The sequence below is a fragment of the Pedobacter montanisoli genome (assembly GCF_022809115.1).
GTDB lineage: Bacteria > Bacteroidota > Bacteroidia > Sphingobacteriales > Sphingobacteriaceae > Pedobacter > Pedobacter montanisoli.
The window spans coordinates 910,665-931,809 of sequence record NZ_JALGBH010000002.1; the positions used below are offsets into that span (position 1 = coordinate 910,665).

Annotated in this window: 18 protein-coding genes; 7 read left to right on the forward strand and 11 right to left on the reverse strand. The window is 37.7% G+C overall.

The features are described 5' to 3' along the window. Positions 1-35: 35 nt before the first annotated feature. On the reverse strand, positions 36-314 hold the full coding sequence (rpsO, locus tag MMF97_RS11765; protein WP_243362560.1) for a 30S ribosomal protein S15: 279 nt from the start codon (positions 312-314) through the stop codon (positions 36-38). A gap of 231 nt (positions 315-545) precedes the next feature. Between rpsO and MMF97_RS11770 the strand changes: the two genes are divergently transcribed. From MMF97_RS11770 to MMF97_RS11785, 4 genes are all read left to right on the forward strand, one after another. Further along, positions 546-965 carry an acyl-CoA thioesterase gene (locus tag MMF97_RS11770; protein ID WP_243362563.1) on the forward strand — a complete coding sequence of 140 codons (420 nt, stop codon included), beginning with the start codon at positions 546-548 and terminating at the stop codon, positions 963-965. A 203-nt stretch (positions 966-1,168) separates the two neighbouring features. Next, positions 1,169-2,593, forward strand: coding sequence for an MATE family efflux transporter (locus MMF97_RS11775; RefSeq protein WP_243362565.1), 1,425 nt, complete (start codon positions 1,169-1,171; stop codon positions 2,591-2,593). A 109-nt stretch (positions 2,594-2,702) separates the two neighbouring features. Beyond that, positions 2,703-3,398, forward strand: coding sequence for a dipeptidase PepE (gene pepE / locus MMF97_RS11780; protein ID WP_243362567.1), 696 nt, complete (start codon positions 2,703-2,705; stop codon positions 3,396-3,398). A gap of 65 nt (positions 3,399-3,463) precedes the next feature. Beyond that, entirely contained in the window at positions 3,464-5,200 is a 1,737-nt protein-coding gene (locus tag MMF97_RS11785; protein ID WP_243362569.1) for a thiamine pyrophosphate-dependent enzyme, read from the forward strand. 89 nt (positions 5,201-5,289) lie between these two features. Here the strand turns inward: MMF97_RS11785 and MMF97_RS11790 are convergent, their stop codons facing one another. Then, positions 5,290-6,192 (reverse strand): SDR family oxidoreductase, encoded by a 903-nt coding sequence (locus tag MMF97_RS11790; protein ID WP_243362570.1) that lies wholly within the window; start codon positions 6,190-6,192, stop codon positions 5,290-5,292. Between the two features lie 498 nt (positions 6,193-6,690). Between MMF97_RS11790 and MMF97_RS11795 the strand changes: the two genes are divergently transcribed. After that, positions 6,691-8,154 carry a glycoside hydrolase family 130 protein gene (locus MMF97_RS11795; RefSeq protein WP_243362571.1) on the forward strand — a complete coding sequence of 488 codons (1,464 nt, stop codon included), beginning with the start codon at positions 6,691-6,693 and terminating at the stop codon, positions 8,152-8,154. Positions 8,155-8,203: 49 nt separating this feature from the next. Here the strand turns inward: MMF97_RS11795 and MMF97_RS11800 are convergent, their stop codons facing one another. The 8 genes from MMF97_RS11800 to MMF97_RS11835 all read right to left on the reverse strand — a co-directional run bounded on the left by MMF97_RS11800 (position 8,204) and on the right by MMF97_RS11835 (position 17,543). Beyond that, complete coding sequence (locus MMF97_RS11800) at positions 8,204-10,480, reverse strand: glycosyltransferase family 4 protein (RefSeq protein WP_243362572.1); 2,277 nt, start codon at positions 10,478-10,480, stop codon at positions 8,204-8,206. A 143-nt stretch (positions 10,481-10,623) separates the two neighbouring features. Then, positions 10,624-10,902 (reverse strand): hypothetical protein, encoded by a 279-nt coding sequence (locus MMF97_RS11805; protein WP_243362573.1) that lies wholly within the window; start codon positions 10,900-10,902, stop codon positions 10,624-10,626. Between the two features lie 235 nt (positions 10,903-11,137). Continuing rightward, the gene (locus MMF97_RS11810) at positions 11,138-12,220 is read right to left on the reverse strand and encodes a glycosyltransferase family 9 protein (protein WP_243362574.1); all 1,083 of its coding nucleotides are present in this window, start codon (positions 12,218-12,220) and stop codon (positions 11,138-11,140) included. Further along, positions 12,220-13,707: a D-glycero-beta-D-manno-heptose 1-phosphate adenylyltransferase gene (gene rfaE2 / locus MMF97_RS11815; RefSeq protein WP_243362575.1), complete on the reverse strand. Its 1,488-nt coding sequence runs from the start codon at positions 13,705-13,707 to the stop codon at positions 12,220-12,222. The genes MMF97_RS11810 and rfaE2 overlap by 1 nt, the downstream gene beginning before the upstream one ends. Continuing rightward, complete coding sequence (locus MMF97_RS11820; protein WP_243362576.1) at positions 13,670-14,287, reverse strand: D-glycero-alpha-D-manno-heptose-1,7-bisphosphate 7-phosphatase; 618 nt, start codon at positions 14,285-14,287, stop codon at positions 13,670-13,672. Before MMF97_RS11820 ends, rfaE2 begins: the two co-directional genes overlap by 38 nt. Beyond that, entirely contained in the window at positions 14,277-16,199 is a 1,923-nt protein-coding gene (locus tag MMF97_RS11825; protein WP_243362577.1) for a glycosyltransferase, read from the reverse strand. The genes MMF97_RS11820 and MMF97_RS11825 overlap by 11 nt, the downstream gene beginning before the upstream one ends. Positions 16,200-16,210: 11 nt before the next feature. Continuing rightward, positions 16,211-17,212 carry a glycosyltransferase family 4 protein gene (locus MMF97_RS11830; protein WP_243362580.1) on the reverse strand — a complete coding sequence of 334 codons (1,002 nt, stop codon included), beginning with the start codon at positions 17,210-17,212 and terminating at the stop codon, positions 16,211-16,213. 28 nt (positions 17,213-17,240) lie between these two features. Then, positions 17,241-17,543 carry a hypothetical protein gene (locus MMF97_RS11835; protein ID WP_243362582.1) on the reverse strand — a complete coding sequence of 101 codons (303 nt, stop codon included), beginning with the start codon at positions 17,541-17,543 and terminating at the stop codon, positions 17,241-17,243. 470 nt (positions 17,544-18,013) lie between these two features. On the opposite strand from MMF97_RS11835, the gene MMF97_RS11840 reads away from it, so the two are divergent. Together MMF97_RS11840 and MMF97_RS11845 are read left to right on the forward strand one after the other, a co-directional pair. Further along, on the forward strand, positions 18,014-18,541 hold the full coding sequence (locus MMF97_RS11840) for a ferritin-like domain-containing protein (protein ID WP_243362584.1): 528 nt from the start codon (positions 18,014-18,016) through the stop codon (positions 18,539-18,541). A gap of 77 nt (positions 18,542-18,618) precedes the next feature. Next, positions 18,619-20,073 (forward strand): MFS transporter, encoded by a 1,455-nt coding sequence (locus tag MMF97_RS11845; protein WP_243362585.1) that lies wholly within the window; start codon positions 18,619-18,621, stop codon positions 20,071-20,073. A 24-nt stretch (positions 20,074-20,097) separates the two neighbouring features. On the opposite strand, the gene MMF97_RS11850 is transcribed toward MMF97_RS11845, so the two are convergent. Continuing rightward, entirely contained in the window at positions 20,098-21,138 is a 1,041-nt protein-coding gene (locus MMF97_RS11850) for a glycosyltransferase family 9 protein (protein ID WP_243362586.1), read from the reverse strand. Positions 21,139-21,145 lie beyond the last annotated feature (7 nt).

The following is a 21,145-nucleotide window of genomic DNA, read 5'->3' on the forward strand; positions in this document are numbered from 1 at the left end:
CCGTTAATAAGGATGGCTTTTACTGATAAAAGCTTTTATTTTATGATATCTCTTAGCTGTAAAGCTTTGATGATAGCACGATAACGCCCAATATCTTTTTTGTAAAGGTAAGCTAAAATACCACGACGTTTACCTACTAATTTTTGTAGTGCTAACTGAGTAGAGAAATCTTTACGATTTTTCTTTAAGTGCTCAGTTAAGTGAGCAATACGGTAAGTAAACAAAGCAATTTGACCTTCTGCAGAACCAGTGTTAGCTGCTGCACCGCCGTGTTGTTGAAAGATTTCGGCTTTCTTTTCTGAACTTAAATACATTACTTGAATAATATTAAAGTGTTTATAAAATTAATTAATTGAGCGCAAAGTTAAACTATTTCCTGTTTTTATACAATAACAAAATCACATATTTACCAAATCTAAAAGTTTGATAATCAGATTTCAAATCTTCTGGCTTTAGCAAGATTGAAAACACAGAGGTTCCTAACCTTATGATAGTCTCGTAGAAGAGCTTCTATCTAATCGACAACAAATCCTTACATTTGCGATATGATAAAAAACGAGTTCAGCATTTTTGAAAGCGAATTAAACGTACGCCCAGATGATATTGACATGTTTAACCATGTGCACAACAGCAAGTATTTAGATTATGTACTCGCTGCACGTTATGAGCAGATGGAGAAATTTTATGGAATGAGTTGGGAAAAATTTGCTGAAATGGGTTATGGATGGGTAGTGGCAAAAGTTAGCATTTCATTTAAAAGAGCTTTAAAAATGGGCGATAAAATGCTTATCCGCACAGGTATTCTTGAAATGAACGAAAAAGGCAGTAACGTACAATTCGAAATCATCAATAAAACTACCGGAAAAGTAGCTTCGGATGGTGTTTTTGAATATGTGATGATAGACCTGAAAACACAACGTTCATGCAAGGTAACTCCCGAAATGATAGCGGCCTATAGCATATAAGCTATTTTTCTTCTTCATCGGTTTTTTTATTAAAACAATATTGACCTTAAAAATATTTTATTACTTTTGATTCGTAATACTACGAACCATGAAGTTTTTCGCAGTCCGCATACATTAGCTTAGCAGCAAGGACTCCATTCTCTACTTACAAATTTCATTCGCTAAGATTTTAGCGTCTAGGTTATTATTTATACACTTTTTTTATGACAACTACAAACGAGGCCAAAAATGGCTTATCGAAGTTTTTCGCGATTTTAAAACAATCCTTAAAGGGAGAAGAAATAGATTATACTTCCATTAATATCAAACGGGCTATTATACTTTTAGCCATTCCCATGATGTTAGAAATGATGATGGAATCTGTATTTGTACTGGTGGATCTGTATTTTGTGGGACACTTACCCAATAGCAGTGTAGCCATTCAGATTGTGGGCTTAACAGAATCTGTTTTAACGATCATCTACTCACTGGCAATGGGTATAGGTATGGCAGCAACAGCAGTAGTTGCACGCCGTATAGGTGAAAAAGATCCTGTTGCGGCAGCTAAAGCCGGTATGCAAACTATTTTTATTGCTCTAACCATTAACTTGGTGATCAGTGTAAGCGGTTTGCTATTTGCCAAAGATATCTTACTACTAATGGGTGCTACAGAAAGTACCGCTGCCGAAGGTAAGCTATTTGTACAGATCATGATGGGCAGCAGTATGGTTATTATGCTACTTTTTCTGATCAATGGTATTTTTAGAGGAGCAGGTAATGCTGCTATTGCTATGCAAAGCTTGTGGATAGCCAATACCATTAACATCGTGCTTTGTCCTTTATTGATAAGAGGATTAGGACCCATACCAGCTTTAGGTTTAACGGGAGCTGCATTGGCAACCGCCATAGGTCGTGGCATAGGTGTAATGTATCAAATCTATCATTTAAGCAAAGGCAGTAGCAACTTGCAAGTAAAATGGGCTTATCTAAAACCGCATTGGGACCAGATTAAAGCAATCATCAGAGTAGCGGCACCAGGTATTTTCCAGTTCGTTATTGCATCATGCAGCTGGATATTCCTGGCAGAATTGGTGGCTACCACAGGTGGAGATAATGGCTCAGCCGGATACCAGACCGCATTAAGGTTGATGATGTTTTTCATGCTCCCTGCATGGGGCCTAAGTAACGCTGCAGCAACTTTAGTGGGGCAAAATATGGGTGCTCATCATTTTGAAAGAGCCGAAAGTTCGGTTAAAATAACGGCTAAATACACCATTATTTTTATGGCTGTGGTTACTTTACTTTTCTTAACCTGCGGTTCTTTATTTGCATCGATTTTTACCAATGATAAGGAAGTGATCAACATTGCTACACAAGCGCTGCGTATTTTAAGTTATGGTTTTGTAATTTATGGTATAGGCATGGTTTTAACCAGCGCTTTTAATGGTGCCGGCGATACGCTTACGCCTACTAAAATCAATATTGTGGCTTTCTGGTTATTCCAAATACCATTTGCTTATATCTTAGCTAAGCATTTTAACATGGGACCTACAGGTGTTTTTATTGCTATCCCTGTTACCGAAGTAGGTATTTCTATTGTAGCTTACTATATTTTTAGAAGCGGAAAATGGAAACAGGTTAAAGTATAATATTTTAAAGAGGTTGTTCAAGAATTTTGGCAACCTCTTAAATTTGCTACTATGATTTATCCTAAGGTTTGGGTAAAAAATGTAAATTCGGAACCTTAAGATACACAGCATGAACATTATCCTCGCTTCTACCTCTACCCTATACGGCGGTAACTATCTCGAATATCTAAAAGATGAAATCTCTTCGCTTTTTAAGGGAATTGATGAAATCATTTTTATTCCTTATGCAAGACCAGGAGGTATTAGCCATGAAGAATATACGGCAAAAGCAGCCACATTTTTTGCTACTTTAAACATTCAAGTAAAGGGTTTACATGAATTTACACAACCAGAAATAGCCTTAAATGAAGCTAAGGCTTATTTTACAGGTGGGGGCAATACTTTTCTACTGGTCAAAACCCTGCATGAACTGGGCTTAATGAACGTATTGCGTGATAATGTACTGGGTGGAAAACCCTATTTGGGATGTAGTGCCGGTTCTAACATCGGTGGTTTGAACATGAAAACAACCAATGATATGCCGATTGTTTACCCACCTTCCTTCAATTGTATGGGTTTGGTACCTTTTAACATTAACCCTCATTATCTGGATCCACAGCCTGAAATTAAACACAACGGAGAAACGAGAGAAACCAGGATACTGGAATTCTTAACCCAAAATCAGACCAAAGTAATCGGTTTGAGAGAAGGAAACTGGATTCGTGTAAAAGGAAATACAATATCTGTTGAAGGAACAGAACTTACGCGAGTTTTTGAAAACGGACAACTTCCATATGAGATAACTCCAGGCACACAATTGGTATAGGTCTTTTCTAAACTAAACTGCTTAAAGATTTGTTGTATTTGTATTGAATCCTCAAATACAATAATATGGCAAAAATAGTAGCAGAACAACTGGTAGAAATGCTGGTTAATGCAGGCGTAAAAAGAGTTTATGCGGTTGCAGGCGATAGTTTGAATTCATTTAACGAAGCAATCAGACAGGATGGTCGTATAAAATGGATACATGTAAGACATGAAGAAGTGGGTGCTTATGCCGCAGCAGCCGAGGCCGAACTGGATGGTATAGCTTGTTGTGCGGGTAGTTGTGGCCCGGGACACGTACATTTAATTAACGGACTTTATGATGCGCACCGTTCACACGTTCCACTTATAGCCATAGCTTCTACTATCCCCACCAACCAAATGGGTGTAGATTATTTTCAGGGCACCAATACCTTTAAACTTTTTGATGATTGCAGTGACTATAATCAGTTGATTACTACTGCAGAACAAGCTCCTCGTATATTCCAGACAGCTATACAACACGCCTTATCTAAACGAGGAGTTAGCGTAATCGGTTTTCCGGGCGATGTGGCAGATATGGAAGCCGTTGAATCACCTACATCTACACAGATTTTCAGGTGCAATCCGGTTATACAACCTTCAGAAAGTGAGCTTAATCACTTGGCCGGTCTTTTAAATGAAGGCAAAAGAGTAATGCTTTATTGTGGCATAGGTTGTAAAAATGCTTATCATGAAGTACTTGAATTGGCACAAATACTTAAATCGCCAGTGGGCTACAGTTTCAGGGGAAAAATGCATGTACAATATAATAACCCTTATGATGTAGGGATGACGGGTTTATTAGGCACACCAAGTTGCTATAAAACCATGCACGAAGCTGATGTGCTTCTAATGCTCGGAACAGATATGCCTTATGATACCTTTATGCCTGAAGATAACAAGATTATTCAGATAGATGCAGCCGAAGAACGTTTAGGTCGTAGGGCAAAACTAACCTTAGGCTTAAAAGGAGATATCAAAGATACCATCAAGGCACTTTTGCCACTATTACAGCACAAAACCGATACTTCATTTTTAGATGCGATGGTAAAGTTTCATGAAAAAGTAACTGAAAGGCTGCATACCTATGTGGAAGATAAAGGCGAAGAAAAGAAATTACAGCCCGAGTATGTAGCATCTGTAATCAATCAACTAGCAAGCGATAATGCTATATTTACCTTAGATACCGGTATGAGTGCCGTATGGGGTGCCCGTTACATTGAACAGACCGGAACCCGTTATCTCTTGGGTTCATTTAATCATGGTAGCATGGCCAATGCAATGCCTATGGCTATTGGTGCTAAGTTATCTCACCCTGAAAGACAGGTAATTGCTTTTTGTGGCGATGGCGGTTTATCTATGTTATTAGGCGATTTGGCTACCATTAAACAATATAACATTCCGGTGAAGCTTATGGTATTTAACAATAGGGCTTTGGGGATGGTAAAATTAGAGATGGAAGTAGCTGGTTTGCCAGATAATGAAACAGATTTGCTTAATCCCGATTTTGTTAAAATAGCCGAGGCAATGGGCATAGCTGCTGCCGAAGTAACTTTACCTGAACAACTGGAAAGTGCATTACAACAGGCTTTTAATCATGATGGCCCTTATCTGTTAAATATATACACCAACCCTAATGCATTAGCCATGCCTCCGCATATTACCGGAGAACAGGTTTGGGGCATGACCAAAAGTATGAGTAAATTGTTATTGGGCGGACATATGGATGAAGTCTTTGAAACCATAAAATCAAATTACAAGCATTTGAAAGATCTGTTGTAAACCCAGTATTATTTTTTCATTTTCTGGTACTTTACCATGTCTGCTATATCGTTTCAACGCATTAAGCTATTACGCAAGATACCTTATTTCTATATCGTAATCCGTCCGCCTGTTACCGGAATAGTCGCTCCAGATATATAGCTCGCGTCATCTGAAGCCAGAAATACATAAGCCGGAGCTACTTCTACAGGCTGACCCGGACGCCCCATTGGCGTATCTTTTCCAAATTTTTCTATATCAGGCATGGTTGAAGGAATAAGCGGTGTCCATATAGGGCCTGGTGCAACTGCATTTACTCTTATCCCTTTTCCGGCAGTAAGCAATATCTGACTTAAATTGGCCGTAAAGTTCTGGATAGCGCCTTTAGTAGCCGCATAAGGCAATAAAATTTCTGAAGGATTATACGCATTAACCGAAGTGGTATTGATGATACAACTGCCCTCTTTCATATGGGGCTCTGCCGCTTTACATAGGTAAAACATAGCGTGCATATTGGTTTCAAAGGTTTTAATCCACTCTTCAGCTGTAATATCAGCTAAAGTTTCACGGCCCATTTGGAAAGCCGCATTGTTTACCAAAATATCAATTCTGCCAAATTCTTTTACAGCTTTATCAACAATCTTTTTGCAGTGCTCTTCATTTCTAATATCACCTTTTACCAATACGGCTTTTTGCCCGGCAAGCTCTACATAATGCGCAGAATCTTGTGCGTCAACGGTTTCGGTATCACTTAAATAACTGATCAGTACATCTGCACCTTCTCTTGCAAAAGCAATGGCTATGGCTTTTCCTATACCCGAATCACCGCCTGTAATGATTGCTTTCTTACCTTTAAGCTTAGCATTACCCTGATAGCTTTTTTCACCATGATCTGCTTGAGGTTTCATGGGCTCTTCATTACCCGGAGGTTCTTGCTCCTGTTTTGGAAATGGTGGTACAGGATATTTGGTGTCTGGTTTTACAGGTGGTTTTTGTTTCTTTTGCCTTTCCATCTTCTTCTCCTTTTATATTTATGAACATACTTTGCAACAAAAAAGTTTGCTTAATTGTGCGTTATTCCAATGAGTTGAATAAAATATTTACGTCGCTTTTTATTCATTTAAGAGTGTGTATTTCTTTAAGTTAGATGCTGAAATGAATTCAGCATGACGCCCTGCTGTTTAAGGTCATTCCAAGCTTGCTTTATAATCTATACATTCCTGTTACATTGAGCCTCCCGAAGACAATTCGTGACAACTATCGAAATGTAAACAATTAATTGGTTTCGATAAGTCAATAGTTCAGCAAGACGAACTACCATAAGCATTATTCTGAACTTCCCGAAATATCGGGACAGGCTGTTTCAGAGTCTAAATGTTATTATTCTTTCTACGAATCAGGCAAACATAATTCCTCTAACATTTGTTAAATAACAGAAAAGTGCTTCAATTTTTTAAAGCACACCAAACACCAATTATTGTTCTTTTAAGCTTATTTATTAAACAAAAAACATGAGACTCCCTATTGAACGTAAACATGTTAAAGTGTATCCGGATCCGAAGAGGGTTATTGCAAGATTTTTTTTTAACGGTGAAGAAAGAGGAAAAGATGTGATCAATAAAATCATGACTTTAAGTCCTCAACAGGTATTCAGTATTATTTCTCCTCTGCTGCAGGAGTATTCAAAGCGGCATCGTAACATTACCAAAGTACTGCTTAAACATTGCAAAAAGCTTAAGCCTTTGTTTGACAGTATGAAGATCAATTATAAGAAGCTGGAAGAGCACCGTAAATTGCTGATCGGTTCTTATTTTACACATGAATATTCGATAGAATCAGCTGCATTTTTTAACCCTTCTATTATTGAAGATCCAGATCAAAGTGAACTGGAAGAAGGTGAAAAAAGATTGATCATTAGCTTTAGAGCCGTTGGTGAAGGTCATATATCTTCTATTGTGTTTAGGAGGGCAATGATAGACCGGCACAACAATATCAGTGTAATTCCTTCAGGTAATTATATTGACGAAGCCGAAATTATCAGAAATGCCACTTATAACAAGAAGCTTTTTTTAGAAAAGGGATTGATTTCGCTGATCAATGAAGATGTGCTCAAAGAGCTTGATCTTAAACTTGAAGATCAGTTTGATTATTTAACGCTTAAACAGGTGATAGCACAGACACAGGATCTTGAACCCGATCCTGCTAAAGATAAAGAATTTGAAAAAGTACTCTGGCTTTCTGATTCGTATTATGAAATTGTGTTTTCTTTAGATACGGATATTTCTGACCGGGTTATTTTCCCTATTTCAGAATTTGAGCGTAAAGGTATTGAGGATGCCCGCTTTACTAAATTTATTTCAGATGATGGTTCTGTAACTTATTATGCAACTTATACGGCTTATGATGGGCATATTATTATTCCTAAGCTTTTAAAAACCAAGGATTTTTATGATTTTACCATTGGCCCTTTGTTTGGTGTTGGGGCACAAAATAAAAATCTTGCTCTTTTTCCTCGTAAAATAAATGGCAAATATGCCATGTTATCTCGTATTGATGGAATAAATAATTACATTATGTACTCAGATAAGATCAATGTATGGGAACATCCTATTAAATTACAGGAGCCTAAATATAGCTGGGAATTTGTACAAATAGGTAATTGTGGTGCACCAATAGAAACCAGTGAAGGCTGGCTGATTGTTACCCATGCGGTTGGTCCTATGCGCAGGTATTGCCTGAGCGCTACATTACTTGATCTAAACGACCCAACCATTGAAATTGGAAGGTTAACGGAACCTTTGCTCATCCCCAATCCTGATGAAAGAGAAGGCTATGTACCCAACGTAGTCTATTCATGTGGCAGTATTATCAATAATGGCGAACTGGTTATTCCTTATGGTTTATCTGACTATGCCTCATCTTTTGCAACAGTAAACCTTGAAAGTCTTTTAGAACAACTTAAAAAATGTCCTTGATAATATTATTGATATAGAGAGATTTATTCTAAAATAGAAAAGTATTGCTTTACCTTAAAAGCAATACTTTTTTTCTTTGATCTGGATGAGGTTCGTAATCGAATTTAAGTGCATGTAACACTACTAAATGTGCAATAAGATAAGCCAATGTACTTTCTGCACCCTGGTTACGATTTATGCCTGCATCATGTAATCCATCTGCACAACCTTTGGTCTCATTATCATATAGCGGAATGCGCAATGAATTTTCGCCCATAAACCACATATAACATGAAAACATCTTTTTGATATAGCTACTTTCTTTCGTTACCACATAAGCCTGGCTGTACATCAAAACCATAGCCATAAGTTCTATGGCCTGCTGATCGTACAAAGGCATTTTTTGATCGTTTTTACTATACCAGCCGTTGTTACCTACCGGATTTATAATATTGCCATGACACGTCACTTTCTCAATATGTTCCATGCTTTCTAAAGCAATGCGCTTTGCTTCACTATCTTCTGTAATTTCGGCTACATGAAACAACGCCAGAGGGAACAGTGCATTATCATAAGTCATTTGCTCTTCAAACCAGTTCCAGCCTTCTGTTTTGTTAATTTTGTAAGCAGTAATGAGTTTTTTGGTTAAGAGATCTAACTCTGCTCTTACAGTTTCATCATAAGGATGCACTTTTAAATAATAACTTAAACCAATCAGTACATTGACTATGCCTCTCAAATGTTCAAGTTTTTTAAAATGAGGTATGGCATTGAAAAGAACTTCGCGACCAAACTCTACAAAAGATCTGTTCGGTGCAGCGTGGATAAGATAACCCAAAGCCCATATGGTACGACCAAATGAGTCTTCAGATCCATGCTCATCCAAGTATTCCCTACTAAAACTTAAGAAATTTCTGAAATCACCGTTTTCCAATTGCATATCATGAATATAGCTTAGGTAAACAGGCATCAGATTTAAAGCTTCCTGACTTCCGGTTTCTTGATAAGCCATTAAAGCCATTAATAAAGCCCTTGAATTATCATCTAAGCAATAGCCTTCTTTACGATTGGGAATACCGAATTTGGCGTGCTGAAAAATACCTGTATCATCGGTAAGATGCATTACATACTCCAAACTAAATTTAGGCATTAAGCCCGGGTCTATAATCTGGCGTAAGATCTTATCGCTATAATCTGGATGCTTTACAGCTTTATTGATAACATCAATATAAGATTGCCCTATTTTTGGCCAGCGCAAATGCAAACCATACTCATAAGCTCTGGTTTTAAATGATTGCAGTTCTTCCTGATCAGACAACAGCTCGTTTACAATAAGCGCAAGACTTTTATGATCTTTAAAATTAAATAAATATCCACGATCATTGCTCAACAATTCCTGTGCATGCCAATATGGTGTAGAAAGAACGGCTGCACCGGCTCCTACAGCATAAGACAAGGTTCCACTGGTAATTTGTGCTTCGTTTAAATAAGGGGTGATATACAAATCTGCTGCTGCAAGATAATTAACCAGCTCATCTTCTTCCACAAATCTGTTCATGAATACAAGATGATCTGCTACTCCTAATTCTTGAGCAAGCTGTTTAAGGTAATCTCTGTATTCTTCACCCGATTGCTTTAAAACGCCCGGATGGGTATTGCCCAATATGACATAAACCGTTTCGGGATGCTGCGCTACAATTAAAGGTAAGGCTTTTACTACGGTTTCTAATCCTTTATTACGATTTATGAGACCAAAAGTAAGCAGAATGCGTTTTCCCTCTAATCCCATTTTCTTACGAGTTTCTTTGGGCTCTTTGGCTTCAAAATCAGGAACGCCATGTTCTATAAATTGTATTTTCTCTCTTGGAATTTGATAGATATTCACTAAAAACTGTATGGCTTTCCTACTCATCACTACTATTTTAGAAGAACGGTTGGCTATTTCTCTAATAATAGATCTCTGGAGAAATGAAGGTTCTTTTAAAACGGTATGTAAAATAGAAATTAAAGGTTTTTCAATCTGGTTGATAAAAGGCAGTACATATAAGCCTTCTTCGCCACCATAAATACCAAATTCATGTTGCAACACACAAACATCTGCCTCGCTATTATTGATAAACTCTGCAGCCGCAGTATAATCTTCTTTAATATTTTGTCTGATTACTTGTTTAACTTCATCGGGGTAAGCGTACTCATTTGCATTATCTGTTGAATTTAATGCAATAACTATCGTTGATTGGACACTTTCTTCACTAAGATTGGCATTGATAGCCTTGATTAAGTTCTGATTAAAAGTGGCAAGACCGCATTCTCTTGGCGGATAGGTTGAAATGTACGCGATTTTCATATTGATGAACTAAAAAATAAAGTGAACTACATATTAATTAAGTGATAAAGCATTTAACCAGATGTCATTAAAATAACAAGTGGTTAAACAGCATTGTTTTTTGAGCGCTGCTCAAATCGTCTCCTTTTTGGAGTATCTGAAGCTTATTCTCTTTCTATAAACTTATGGAAAGTGCTGGTTTCGCCATCCTCTTTCTTTTCCTGATAAAGAAAATCCAGCTTGTTGTCATCAAACTCTTTAAAAAAGGTATCCCAATCCAGTTCTTCAAAATCATCTGATTTACTAAAATCAGGAAAATGGATCCTTAGCACACCTTCATTTTCTTTTTTGCCCGTATCCTTTATTTTGGCAGGTACACCTTGTCTTTTTTCTGCCCATTTTTTAATGACTTCGTGGTCATGTGTTTGTTCTGAAGTGCTCATATTAGTTTACAATTAGGTTATACATGATTCTGATTATAGGTCTTTGTTATGTCTTTTTCTGATCATGAAATAAGAAACTAGAACAATAACCAGAAATAAGATTCCTATAATAATCGGAACTATCATATTATGTTTTTTTTTAATTAAAAATCAGTTACTTATGGTACTTATAGCAACAATAATGATGCGAAATTTGAGCACATTTATACCCTTTTTATACCGTATAAATTCGGTTTTAATCCAGAGTTTTTACGGGTTCTTCGCTCAATTCAACAAATGCCTCACATATCTCATCTGCTGAAGGGTACTTTTTTTGTTCTTTGTAAAGCTTTTTTCTAATCCAGCGTATAATTTCGTTTTTACTGACAAAGTCTTCCTTTACTGTATATTCCAATGCTTTAAATTTTGTCATCCAGGGTTTATGTTGCGGATTGGTTTGCGCATACAGCACAATAACAGGTGTTTGCACAGCTGCAGCTAAATGTATCACTCCGGTATTTACAGCAATCAATAATTTTGACCGTTGGATCAAAGCAGCGGTTTCTGGTAAAGACAGCTGGCCTGAAAAGTCATATACTTTGCCTTTTAATTCATCTGTAACCAGTTTAATTTCTGCACTGTCTTTACGGTCGCCCGTAAACACCAAAGGATAATCATAGTGGTCTATTAGCTGCTGGCATGTCTTTACCCATTTATTTAAGGGATATTTTCTTTTCTCTTCTGATACACCTATATGTACAATCAAATAATCATTATTGTATAAGGGCATACTGCTGAGCAGTTTTGAAACCTGCATCATGCTTTTTTCAGGAATAGTGATCTGTATTGCTCTGTCTGTAACTACAGTGCCCATGCTTTCGGCTAGTTTCAAATCTCTTTCTACTTGATGCAATATTTCGTCATACGGTTCTTTATCTGGGAGCCATTTATTGATCAGATCATAAGGGTTTTCTCTGCAATAGCCTATGCGAATAGGTATTTTTGATAACCATGCAATTAAAGCCGCAGGTAAAGGATTTTGGCTAAAGGTGTTAAAAATGATACAACTGTCAAAGTTGCGGCTACTAATGGTCTGTATAAGGTTAAATACAGCCTGCTGGTTGCCGGTTTCGTTGATCTTTACCCATGGTAAATTAAAAAGAATGCAATCGTCTATTTCACTGATCAGCGGAACAACCTTACTGCCCAAAGAAGAGGTTAGCACAGTGATCTTGCAATCAAAAGTTTGTTTAATAGCTCTGATTGCTGGTGAGGACATCAGCAGATCGCCAAAATTATCGGCTCTAAAACACAAGATATTTTTTACAGATCTCATCATTATGACGCATAAACTTGGGTTTTAATGATATTATCCTGTATTCTTTTAATGGTACCGCTTGTAGATTTATTGTCTATAAACGGAATGAGCTCTAACCTGCATCCTATCTGATCGATGATTACTTTTTCAGGCATATACTTGTAAGTGTAATCTCCGCCTTTTACAAATACATGTGGTTTAAGCGCTTTGATAAGCTGTATGGGCGTATCATCGTTCTTTTTACCAAAGGTTACGATATAATCTACACTGGCTAAGCCATTGAGTACCTCTATTCGCTCACGTAGGTTATTGATTGGTCTCGAAGCACCCTTTAGTCGTTTAATACTTTCATCTGTATTAATGCCCACGATCAGGATATCTCCTTTGGCTTTTGCTTTGGCCAGATATTTTACATGACCACAATGAAGAATATCAAAACATCCGTTTGTAAATACGATCTGTTTGCCTTCTTGCTTCTGTTTTTCTATCTGTTTTTTTAATTGTGCAAGCGATAGATATTTAGAAGTGCTCATTAACTTTTCTTCAATATCTTCTAAAGCGCAAATAGCCGTTTTCTCACGTTTCTGTATAGCTGCATGTGCTGCATGTACGGCCAGCTCAACTGCTTCTTTCATTTTTGCTTTGCTCAATACCGCTAATAAAAAAGCCGAAATAAAACTATCTCCCGCGCCGCTTACCTGTGGAGCAATAACTTTCTCTACTTCGTAATGTGAAACAAATGTTGAATGATTAAAATGTGCAATACCATCTTTATCCATGGTTAATACAATATGTTCGGCACCAGTTTGTGTAGCAATGATTTCTCCCCAACTTTTAACTTGCTCTATACGGTTTAAAGCATATTGCTCGCCTGTAATTTTTAAGGCTTCCTGATAATTAGGCTTAATGAAATGGGGTTTTAAAGCACGGTATTTTTCATAAGATTTAGCATCTACAGCCAGTACTTTTGCATGTATTTTTTGTAGTTCCTGTAAGCTGTTGATTACTTTCTCTGTAAGCACGCCTTTGTTATAATCTGATATTAAAACGGCATCGCAGGATGGATAAATCTTTTCAATCTGTTCTATAAGTCCTTGTTCTGTTTCTGTATAGATGTGGCTCTCTGTGCCCTCATCAAACCTAACAATCAATTGACTTTCAGAAGATATTCTAGTCTTAATTATAGTTTTTCTTTCAATATCTGAAACTATATAATTTCCATCAATGCCCGAAGCATTAAGCAATTGTTTAGCTTCAATTGATGCATCATCTTTGCCTATAACCGTACAAAACATTACTTTGGCGCCTAAAGCGCTCAGATTGGCGGCTACATTAGCAGCTCCGCCTAAGCAACTGTGTTTCTGGTTTACATCTATAACAGGCACGCTGGCTTCGGGAGCTATTCTCTGGCAATTTCCATGAATGTATGTATCGATCATGAAATCACCTATAAGTAAAATGCGTTTTCTGCTAAATTTCCTGGCTATATTCAAAAGTTCCTTGTTCATCTTCTTTTAACTTATAATGGTGAGAAATATATAATGAAGCTTCTAAAAAATTAGGTGCTATCCAATTGGGTACGCGATTAAGATTTCCGTTTACGCACCATTCGTTTTCATTACCATTGTCTATCAATATAGATCTGCAACCGGCCGCTTTTCCGGCTTCAACATCATCTAAAATATCTCCTATCATCCACGATTTAGTTAGATCTATATGATGCTCTTTGGCTGCTGCAAGTATAAGATCAGGGTTGGGTTTTCTGCAATTGCAGGTAACAGCATAACGAGGAACCGAACCTGTTTCTAAATGGGGACAATAATAGAAACCCGATAAGTGAATGCCTTTCTGATCAAATAACTGCTTTATTTTCTGTTCTACTTCAATAAGATCTTCTTCCTCAAAATAACCTTTGGCAATACCCGCCTGGTTGCTGATAATGATAAACAAATAGCCCAGTTTGCTCAGGATTTCCAATCCTTCTAATACACCTTTATTCAGGCTAATCAGATCGGGATTTACATTGTAAGGGATATTCGGGATCAGGGTTCCGTCTTTATCCAGAAAAATAGCCTTATTAGCTTCCATAGCCTTTATATTTTTGAGATGAATTCAGATAAGTGAGCTGATCGTTTACACGCATTCTTGCAAAAGGGAGATTTAATGGTTTTACTGGTTTTTCCAGATCCTCTTCGGCTACTACGCCCTGCTCTATGATGGTGCAAAGCTGGTGTACAATATGCAGATGAAGTTCCTGTATGCGTTGCGTACTTTGAGAAGGCACAATGATATTATGCTGTGAGTGTTTGGCTGCCATGCCGCCATCTTTACCCAACAGACAAATGGTTATCAAGCCTTTTTGTTCTGCCATGTTAATAGCTTTGAGAATATTATCAGACTGGCCGCTGGTACTTAAACAGAATAAAACATCTCCCCTTTGTCCGTAAGCATCAACCTGCCTTGCAAAAACATCATCATAACCAAAATCATTGGCCCATGCGGTTAAGATAGAAGTATCCGCATTTAATGAAAGGGCTGGTAAACCTCTTCTGTAACTCACTTCAAAACGACCTACCAGCTCAGCTGTAAAATGCTGACTTTCTGCTGCACTGCCTCCATTGCCACAAACCAATATTTTCCTGCCTGATAGAATAGCATTGCTCATTATAGCTCCTGCATTAAAAATATCTTTAGCTATGGCTTTTGCTGAATTTTCAAAAGTAGCTGCAGCTTCTATAAATGCTGCCTTTAAAGGTCCTAAAGGGTTTTCTACCAGTTTTTCATGCAGTACGTTTTTATAAAGATGGTTTACCTGATCGGCTATATGGCACCATTTAAACTTTCTAACATATTTCTGGGCAAAGTCGCCCATTTTCTTAGCGAGCTCCGGCTGATCAAATAATACCCTGATTTTATTGGCCAAAGCATATGGATCTGAAGGCGGCACCAAAAAACCCGTTTTCCCATCTAAAACAGAATATTTGATCCCGCCCACATTAGCGCCTATAACTGGCGTACCACAAGACATGGCTTCTAAAGGTGTAATACCAAAAGGTTCATACCATGGCGTAGTTACAAATACATCGGCAGCGCTGTAATAGTATTTTAACAGGTCTCTTTGTTTTCTGCCAACAAAGTTTACGTATTTTTCAAGTTGTAAATTGCTTACCAGATCTTTTAAACGGTCTATTTCCTGATAACCCTGCTTTTCTTCTTTTTCTCCCCCTACTACAATCAGTTTATAAGCTTTTTGGGCTAGGTTCAATTTAGATAAAGCTTTGATTACATTATCTATGCCTTTTCTGGGTACTATGCGGCCCAATTGCAGGATTACCTTTTCATCGTCTCCAATATTCAGCAGAGCTCTTGCAGTTTGTTTATGAATTGGATAAAAATCTGCAGGATTAAAGCCACAGGCTATAATAGGGACTTTACTTTCTTCAGCTCCATATAATTTGATCAGATCTTCTTTATCTTGTGGACACTCGGCTATAATAGCATCTGCATGTTTGATGATCTCTTTTTCTATATCTACTCTTTCATCAGGAAACCTGTCATTTTCTTTCTGGAAAATTTTGCGGATATAACCCAAAGCATGAAAAGTGATCACGAAAGGAATTTCCATTCTTTGTTTTAACTCCATGGCTACCAAACCCGACATCCAGAAATTGGCATGAATAAGTTGGTATTGAATACCTTCTTGTTCAATAAAGCTTTCCATTTGTGCTCTAAATTGGGGCATGTAAGGAAAGATGTCTTCTTTTGGAATGATTTCTGCAGGTCCGGCATCTACTAATATTACCCTAACATCTTTGCAGAGCCGGATAATCTGTTCGGTTTCAGCATCTTCTCTTCTCGTAAAAATATCTATATCATATCCTTTCTGCGCCAATTGCTTAGCTAATTCTGCAACGTAAACGTTTTGTCCTCCGCTATCCGTTCCGCCTAAGGAGGCTAAAGGCGAAGCATGTTCACTTATAAATGCGATTTTGTTTTTCATGTAGGTAGATTTTAAATGGCTTGCGTATATGTTAAAACTTCTGAAAATAATTTCTCCCAATCGTGGGTAAACCTCCTAATATTAAAGCGCTGCTGGGCAGATTTTGCTGCATTGGCTCCCAGTTCAAAAGCTCTTGCTTTATCTTCTATGAGCATATGCATACAATCGATCAGAAAAGAAACATCTGTATGTACATAACCGTTGTAGCCGTTCTTGATCACATTGGGCATTTCTGTAGTAGCCAAACCCACCACAGGCATGCCCATAGTCATGGCCTCACATACAGCCAGCCCTAAGCTGGTGTACCTTATCGGATTAAAAAAGAACCTGTATTGCGAAATAAACTGAGGCAACTGCGGATGCAGCACTTCTCCAAGGCCAAAACCTGCTGTACCCATGCCTACTAAATCTATAGGCACTTCTTTCTGTACTTGTTCAAAAATATCAAAACCCAGCAGCCTACCTCTTTGCGGTAGGTTATTGATTACTACAATACCTCTTTCAATCTCACCGGTATAATTTACCGTAGCAGGCATTACACCATGTTCTATAACCCTTACATTGGGTACTTGTGCATGCCACATCAGCTTGTTAAAGTGTGTAACATGAACCAGTGTTACATCTTGATCTTTTATCGGGTGCAACTCATTGGTTGGATGTCCCCAAGGTGGATCATGCTCTAAATAAATTTTAGGCAATGCCCGCTGTTCTTCGGTTAAAATATCATACTGATCTGTGAAATAGTTCTCATCGGCCTGAAACAGTAGCACATCAAACTCCAGATCCTTCACTTCATTGGCATTAACCTCTATTACATTAGCTCCAAAAGGAAATGTATGTCCTCTGCCGCAATATCTGTCACTCTTTTGCTCATCAACAGGAATAAAAATATCGTAGTTTCCCTGCGATAAATAGAACAAATAGCTACCGTGTATATGCCAGGTAAAAATCCTTATCCTTTTTTCAAGTGAGGATAAAATTGATGTCGTATCAAGATCGGTTTGAAGTATCATATTTTTTAAGGTTATAGCAATTCTATACCTAGTCCATAAAATCCAGTTTATCCAAATCGTATTCTAAAAAATAGGTTGGCATATCCTTATTTTTAAAGGGTTCTTCCTGTGGTATGGTTTCTACCGGATAATGGCCTGTAGCTTTTGAAAGGTTTGCGTATTGATTGTTTTCTTCGTTTGTTGCTTCATTTTCATTGGGATCAATTTCTAAAGAATCTCTCTGCGCTCCGCTTACGTTTCCTACATTAGGATTTACCCAATAATTTAGCCCGTTAAATTCATTGCTTGAATTTTGTCGGTCCTGTCCTTCGAAATTTCCTGTGTTTTTCATGGTATTATAGATTTAATTTGAAATAATTAATGACTTACATCTCAATAAACAGGGGCTTTTTGAAAATGTTCGTTCGGCAGAATACCTGTTTTTTTAAGGTAATAAGCACTAAAGCAGGGGTATAAATACTTAATAGCATATCTCTCTGGTACAAGTAGTGAAGCTATTCGTACAACCGAAAGAGCAATTTTTAGGGTTAAGGCAAGAGCCCGAAACAAGCTCCGTTTCTATTACAGAAAAGCGCTTTAAAACAAGCGCTTGTAATCCATACAGCATCTTTCTACAATGACTTATGCGCTTTAGCCAAAAGCTTTGTTTTGAAGTGAAAACATCTGCTAAATTTTACCTGTATTTTATACTTGTTGCAGAAGGTAAAATGCTGTAAAAAATACCTGAAAAAAACTTTGAAACAACGATTTTTAGCTTTTCATGTTTGGTAATTAGGTAATAAATTTAAAATCATAATCACTATGAAAAAGTCAATGAAAGAGAATGGTAACATGCCTAATGAGCATCTTCACGATTTAATGGTAGATGAGCTTAGAGACATTTTAGGTGCTGAAAAACAATTGTTAAAAGGATTAAAGAAAATGAGTGCTGAAGCAGAGAACGAAATGCTGCAACAAGCTTTTAAAGAACATTTGCAACAAACAGAAGGACACATTGAAAGATTGAAACAAGTTTTTGAGCATCTTAACATGAAACCTAGGTCTAAAACCTGTAAAGCTATGGAAGGTCTGTTAAAAGAAGCCGAAGAAATTATAAGCGACTTTGAAGACAGCCCGGCCAAAGATGCGGCCCTGATCTGTGCGGCACAAAAAATAGAGCACTATGAAATAGCTTCTTACGGTAGCCTTGCTACTTATGCAGAACTTATGCAGCATGATGATGTTGCAGAACTTTTAAAGGAAACTTTATCTGAAGAAAAGGAAACGGATAGTAAACTAACAGAGATTGCCATGAGTTCTGCTAATGTAGAGCAAACTCAACCTGCTTAACGCAAACAACTTCCCTTAATTCTTATACCCGAGATGCATCGGTTTCTTGCCGGGCATCTCTTTTTTTAAGGTAAAGAATGAAGCCGCAGTTACATATAGAAAACAGGGACATTGAAAAGAGTTTACGTCTAGTTATAGTAGATGGCATAAGCTCTGAGATTGTGGTTTGCCTTACCAGCGGTGCTTTTCTGGTAGCAACAGCATTGCTTTTGGGTGCCTCCAACTTTCAGATCGGTTTACTGGCGGCCTTCCCTTCGCTAACCAATTTAGCACAGTTATTTTCTATTTTGCTCATGCGCAGGTTTCCCAACCGCAAGGGCATTACCACCATATCGCTTGTTATTGCCCGTACACCTTTAATTATTATTGGTTGGTTGTTGTTCCAGTTTGGCATCTCGGTCTATTTCTTAATGGCCATGATGTTTATCCATTACCTGTTCAGTTCTATTGGTGGTGCAGGTTGGAATTCCTGGATCAAAGATCTGGTACCTGAAAACCAATTGGGGCAATACTTTTCTAAACGGAGCCGTTACATGCAGATCGTTAATATTTGTCTGAGCCTTTTGGTAGCGGTAATGGTCGATTATTTTACGAGTAAACACTCATCTGAGCTACTCAGCCTGTATTCGGTTTATTTTATCCTAGCAGGTGTTGTAGGTCTTATCGGAACCTTCTTTCTTTCGCGAGCAGTTGAGCCTCAGTCTTATTTATCTAAAGGAGATTTCTTTGAGTTGTTTATGATGCCTTTAAAGAACAAAAACTTTAGGAACATGCTTTGGTTTAACGGTGCCTGGGTTTTTGCCATTAATCTTGCCGTTCCGTTCTTTATGGTTTTTATGCTGCAAACGCTTAAAATACCGATGACTTATATCATTGCCCTTACGGTAATCAGCCAGGTATTTAGTGTATTAACCGTACAATTATGGGGTACACTCTCAGATCGATACAGCAATAAGAGCATCATTTACCTGAGCAGCCCTATTTACATTGTTTGTATCATTGCCTGGATTTTTGTGGGTATTTACTCTCGCTGGTATGTAAACATGGCTCTTTTGGTAGGCATCCATATCTTTACCGGTGTTTCAACAGCGGGCATTAATCTGGCATTAACCAATATTGGTCTTAAGCTGGCGCCTAAAACCGATGCAGTGGTTTACCTCTCAGTTAAAAACATCACTACTTCTATCTTCTCTTCTGTTTCGCCTTTGCTGGGTGGTATCTTGGCCGATTATTTTTCTAACAAGCAACTCAAAATTACTTTTGAATGGATAAGTCCCCAATTTAACAAATTGTTAAAGCTGATTTATTTACATGAATGGAATTTCCTTTTCTTGATCGGAGCTTTACTAGCACTGCTTTCTTTAAGGTTACTGGGCAAGGTGCAAGAACAGGGCGAAGTAGGCCATTCTATTGTTAAAAGGATCATGAAAACCCGATTTAAAAGTGATCTAAAAGAAAGTTTTATTATTGGTAATATAGTAACTTGGCACAGCATGCTCAAAGCTATTATAAAAAGAAAGAAAGCTGCCTGATCTTATTAGGTTTCTGATATATTTTCAGTGTAATAGCTCCTGCTTTTTTAGAGGTTCTTTATTGTCTTCTGGCCTTTCCAGTTCCAACTTGGTCTGGTTGGTATTGATCATTTCTATCACCGATCGTAGAACAAATTTATAATCGGGATTGAGGTTCCAGTCTATGGTAAAATGTAAAGCCAGGTTTTTAGGCCCCCAGCGATAAGGTTCTCCATCCATGCTGATAATGATGCTAGGTGTTTTTACAGCTGCAGCAATATGCGATACACCTGTGCAATTGGCTATTAAGGCAAAAGCGTTTTCAATAATGTGGCTAATAGCACCTAAAGAGGTTTTTCCGGTTAAGATGAGCGGTTTATATTTCATTTTGCTGGCCAGTTCATGGGCAATGGCTATTTCATTTTCATTACCCGTAATTACCACCTCAAAGCCTCTTTCTTTACAAAAATCTGCTATGGCCGCAAAGTAAGCTATCGGCCATTGCCGCCACTTGCCCCTTGAGCCAGGATGAATACAGATGTATTCTTTGGGCTTTAGTTTAAAGTCTAAGGCTTTAAAATCTGCTTCATCTTGCTCTAACGTAGAGAAAAACATCTCATCATTGTTGTAATTGATCTTAAGGTGGCTCAACAAAGCCAGGTGCCGGTCTATTTCATGCAGCTTTTCTGGATAGCACATCAAATCTTCATTTTGCTGCTCTATGGTTTGGCAAAAGCCTACTACCCGCTTTGCCCCAAGCATATTTAGAAATTCATAAACTACAGAACCATTGCCCTGCAACTGAAAAAGCAGGTCGATCTCTTTTTCATGCATTTGATTTACAAATGTTTCAAAACCTAAGGGATCAAACTCTTGCTCGGGTAATCCGGGATAACCCGGAAAAGCCACAAACTGATCTATACATTTAAATCTTTCTATAAGAGATCTGGTATGTGCCAAACCTATAAATATGATTTCGGCTTGAGAGTAATATTCTCTTATGGCCTTTATGGCAGGCATGGCACATAAAATGTCTCCAAGCTGCAATGCCCTGAAGATGGCTATTTTTTTGATGTTGCTTTCCATGGTTGTG

What these genes read in the sequence shown, in the direction of transcription:
- rpsO (WP_243362560.1), bottom strand. Translation starts at nt 314, where the DNA reads ATGTATTTAAGTTCAGAAAAGAAAGCCGAAATCTTTCAACAACACGGC.
- MMF97_RS11770 (WP_243362563.1), top strand. Translation starts at nt 546, where the DNA reads ATGATAAAAAACGAGTTCAGCATTTTTGAAAGCGAATTAAACGTACGC.
- MMF97_RS11775 (WP_243362565.1), top strand. Translation starts at nt 1,169, where the DNA reads ATGACAACTACAAACGAGGCCAAAAATGGCTTATCGAAGTTTTTCGCG.
- pepE (WP_243362567.1), top strand. Translation starts at nt 2,703, where the DNA reads ATGAACATTATCCTCGCTTCTACCTCTACCCTATACGGCGGTAACTAT.
- MMF97_RS11785 (WP_243362569.1), top strand. Translation starts at nt 3,464, where the DNA reads ATGGCAAAAATAGTAGCAGAACAACTGGTAGAAATGCTGGTTAATGCA.
- MMF97_RS11790 (WP_243362570.1), bottom strand. Translation starts at nt 6,192, where the DNA reads ATGGAAAGGCAAAAGAAACAAAAACCACCTGTAAAACCAGACACCAAA.
- MMF97_RS11795 (WP_243362571.1), top strand. Translation starts at nt 6,691, where the DNA reads ATGAGACTCCCTATTGAACGTAAACATGTTAAAGTGTATCCGGATCCG.
- MMF97_RS11800 (WP_243362572.1), bottom strand. Translation starts at nt 10,480, where the DNA reads ATGAAAATCGCGTACATTTCAACCTATCCGCCAAGAGAATGCGGTCTT.
- MMF97_RS11805 (WP_243362573.1), bottom strand. Translation starts at nt 10,902, where the DNA reads ATGAGCACTTCAGAACAAACACATGACCACGAAGTCATTAAAAAATGG.
- MMF97_RS11810 (WP_243362574.1), bottom strand. Translation starts at nt 12,220, where the DNA reads ATGATGAGATCTGTAAAAAATATCTTGTGTTTTAGAGCCGATAATTTT.
- rfaE2 (WP_243362575.1), bottom strand. Translation starts at nt 13,707, where the DNA reads ATGAACAAGGAACTTTTGAATATAGCCAGGAAATTTAGCAGAAAACGC.
- MMF97_RS11820 (WP_243362576.1), bottom strand. Translation starts at nt 14,287, where the DNA reads ATGGAAGCTAATAAGGCTATTTTTCTGGATAAAGACGGAACCCTGATC.
- MMF97_RS11825 (WP_243362577.1), bottom strand. Translation starts at nt 16,199, where the DNA reads ATGAAAAACAAAATCGCATTTATAAGTGAACATGCTTCGCCTTTAGCC.
- MMF97_RS11830 (WP_243362580.1), bottom strand. Translation starts at nt 17,212, where the DNA reads ATGATACTTCAAACCGATCTTGATACGACATCAATTTTATCCTCACTT.
- MMF97_RS11835 (WP_243362582.1), bottom strand. Translation starts at nt 17,543, where the DNA reads ATGAAAAACACAGGAAATTTCGAAGGACAGGACCGACAAAATTCAAGC.
- MMF97_RS11840 (WP_243362584.1), top strand. Translation starts at nt 18,014, where the DNA reads ATGAAAAAGTCAATGAAAGAGAATGGTAACATGCCTAATGAGCATCTT.
- MMF97_RS11845 (WP_243362585.1), top strand. Translation starts at nt 18,619, where the DNA reads ATGAAGCCGCAGTTACATATAGAAAACAGGGACATTGAAAAGAGTTTA.
- MMF97_RS11850 (WP_243362586.1), bottom strand. Translation starts at nt 21,138, where the DNA reads ATGGAAAGCAACATCAAAAAAATAGCCATCTTCAGGGCATTGCAGCTT.